At 66.2% G+C, this 1,656-nt stretch carries 3 protein-coding genes; 2 read left to right on the top strand and 1 reads right to left on the bottom strand.

Annotated elements, in window-relative coordinates; all coding sequences use genetic code 11:
• On the bottom strand, positions 1-906 hold a 906-nt coding region (locus tag VIG90_RS17370), incomplete at its 3' end, for a hydroxymethylglutaryl-CoA lyase (protein ID WP_331594785.1).
• Between the two features lie 134 nt (positions 907-1,040).
• Here VIG90_RS17370 and VIG90_RS17365 point away from each other — a divergent pair.
• Both VIG90_RS17365 and VIG90_RS17360 read left to right on the top strand, forming a co-directional pair.
• Positions 1,041-1,409, top strand: a complete 369-nt coding sequence (locus VIG90_RS17365; RefSeq protein WP_331594784.1) for an EthD domain-containing protein — start codon at positions 1,041-1,043, stop codon at positions 1,407-1,409.
• Between the two features lie 27 nt (positions 1,410-1,436).
• On the top strand, positions 1,437-1,656 hold a 220-nt coding region (locus VIG90_RS17360), incomplete at its 3' end, for a hypothetical protein (protein WP_331594783.1).

The raw sequence follows: 1,656 nt of genomic DNA, 5'->3' as shown, positions 1-1,656 counted from the left end.
GGCCAGCATGGAGACGGCCGGTTTGCCACGCACGCCCTCGAACCACTGTGCGTTGGCAATGGTTGCCTCAAGGTCAACGCCCGTGGCGACGCCGGAGCGGTGCAGCAGGTAGAGCAGGTCTTCCGTCGCGATGTTGCCGGTCGCCCGGGGCGCGAACGGGCAGCCGCCAAGCCCGCCGACACTGCTGTCCAGCACGGTGGCGCCTGCCTCATAGGCCGCCCAGGCGTTGGCGATGCCGGTGTTGCGGGTGTTGTGGAAGTGGGCACGCAGGCGAATGCTCTCAGGCAGCAGTTCGTGGGCGCGGCCGAACAGGTCGCTCACCTGCGCAGGCACAGCCGCGCCGATGGTGTCGGCGAGCGCGATCTCGTCCGGCTCGCTCTCGGCCAGCCGCTGCACAATGTCGAGTATGCGGTCCGGGGGGACGTCCCCCTCGAACGGGCAGCCGAAGGCAACGGATACGGTCACCTGCGGCACCAAGCCTTCCTGACGGGCAAGGCGCAACATTTCCCGGTTCTCGCGCAGGGCGTCCTCAATGGTCTGGCCGTGATTGCGCTGGCCGAAGCTGTCGCTGCCCGTGGCCACGCAGCCGGCCTCGTCAACGCCGCGCCGGTTGCCCTCGCGGGTGGCAAGGGCGCGCAGCAGGCCACGCTTGTTGAGCACGAGGCCGATGTAGCTCACGTCCTGCCGGTCCGGCAAAGCGGCCACCACCGCCTCGGCATCGGCCATCTGGGCTACCCGCTTGGGATGAACGAAGCTGGCCACTTCCAGGCGTTTTGCCCCGGCCTCCATCATGCGGGTGAGCAGCTCCACCTTGGTTTCGGTCGAGAACACCTCGGGCTCGTTCTGGAGACCGTCCCGCGCGCCGACCTCGACGATGGTGACCGATTTTTCTGCAAACCTAGTCATTTCGGACGTCCGTTCTTCCCGCTTCGTCCTGTTATACCTGTCCGCCAGGGCCGGGGAAAAGGAAATGGCGGCACAGCAGCCCAGACCCGGCGACCATCACGCGGGCGATGCTGCCGTAAAATGGGGAGGAAGACATGTCCGGGGGAAGCCTGAAAGTCGTCGCCATGCTGCGCAAGCGGGCGGACATCTCGCGCGAGGAGTTCATTCGCTACTACACCGAGAACCACGCGCCGCTGATCCTGTCCCTGCTGCCGGGCATTGTTGAGTACCGGCGCAACTTCACGGTGTTCGACGGCGCCTATGTGAACGAGGGCGCGGCTCCGTTCGATTTCGACGTGCTGACCGAAATCCGCTTCCGCGACCGCGCGGCCTATGACGCGGCCATGCAGGTCTCTGCCGACCCCGAGGTGGCGCAGCGCATTGCAAATGATGAGGAGAATTTCCTCGACCGCTCCGGCACCCGCATGTTCATCGTCGAGGAATCCGCCAGCCAGATCGGCTGAGGGCTTGGGCGCTGAGGGAGACGTATAATGGTGGAGAAGATTGCAACGGTTCTGCCGGTGGAAGACCTGCAGGCGGGCGTTGAGGCGTGGTCGGTCCTGCTGGGCGCAAAGCCGACCTTTGTTGACGGCGACCGCTGGGCCCAGTTCGATGTGGCCGGAAGCCGCCTGGCGCTGGCGGGGGCGGATCGTACGGCGGATACGGCGGGCGTGATGGTGAAGGTGGCGGATCTGGCGGGCATTCATGCGC

It is taken from the genome of Pedomonas sp., from assembly GCF_036515995.1.
GTDB lineage: Bacteria > Pseudomonadota > Alphaproteobacteria > Sphingomonadales > Sphingomonadaceae > Pedomonas.
The sequence above is the reverse complement of the archived record's forward strand: the minus strand, read 5'-3'. Positions and strand labels throughout refer to the sequence as shown.

What these genes read in the sequence shown, in the direction of transcription:
- VIG90_RS17365 (WP_331594784.1), top strand. Translation starts at nt 1,041, where the DNA reads ATGTCCGGGGGAAGCCTGAAAGTCGTCGCCATGCTGCGCAAGCGGGCG.